The organism is Staphylococcus sp. HMSC65H10, from assembly GCF_001839185.1.
GTDB classification, from domain to species: Bacteria; Bacillota; Bacilli; order Staphylococcales; family Staphylococcaceae; genus Staphylococcus; species Staphylococcus simulans.
The window spans coordinates 1-725 of record NZ_KV840354.1 but is presented as its reverse complement, the minus strand read 5'-3'; the positions used below and the strand labels follow the sequence as shown (position 1 = coordinate 725).

2 protein-coding genes are annotated in these 725 nt (G+C 36.0%); both read right to left on the bottom strand.

The features are described from left to right. Window positions 1-32: 32 nt before the first annotated feature. Window positions 33-278 carry a hypothetical protein gene (locus HMPREF3270_RS07460; protein ID WP_060804561.1) on the bottom strand — a complete coding sequence of 82 codons (246 nt, stop codon included), beginning with the start codon at window positions 276-278 and terminating at the stop codon, window positions 33-35. Further along, the coding region (locus HMPREF3270_RS07455; RefSeq protein WP_070867233.1) for a YopX family protein at window positions 275-725 on the bottom strand (451 nt) is incomplete at its 5' end. The genes HMPREF3270_RS07460 and HMPREF3270_RS07455, both read right to left, overlap by 4 nt.

Sequence of the window (725 nt, the reverse complement as noted above, 5' to 3'; positions counted from 1 at the left end):
TTCTACTTGTTTTTCCATGTATTTGTATTTCATCACTCACTGCCCCTCTCTAGATCATGTAGTAAATTACTGAACTCATTTGTTTCATCTAAGTAGTCCATGACCTCTAACAATCTTTGCAATTCATTTTTACCTACCATTGCATTCGCCACTTGGAATAAGTGGTACTGATTATTAGGCTTAATAATCTTTTCAACTGCTTTATGTGTTTTCACGTAATCTGACAGCATCTTTTCTTTCAGCGTATGCCAAGCCTTCTCATAGTCACGTGGTTTCACTCAATATCATCCTCACTTAATAAATTTTTATTTTCAAATACATTACCAATTACCTCACATTTTTCATGGACATCAAGAACTGACGAACCTTTATCTGTCACCCAACCTAACCAACTTTCAGATTGGGAACCGTCACTGTCAAAGCCAGTACCAAATGTAACTACACCAATTTCATCGTGAACTCCATTTAAATAACCTTTGTCGATAATATCCCCTTCATAAATCTCTGTACCGTTTTTGTCTTTCAGACCAGTGTACTGCATTAGTTTAAAACAAAGGGCATCGTAATATTCAGATTGCGAGTTATCAACTTCCCCGTAACCCGTGTCGTCAAGGTGATGATTAAAAGCTAATGCACTAACGTTTTTATCGAATGCATTAAATTCAATAACGCCTATGTCATATCTCATTTTATTTTCTAACGAATCCCACGCTCTGAATTTAGGT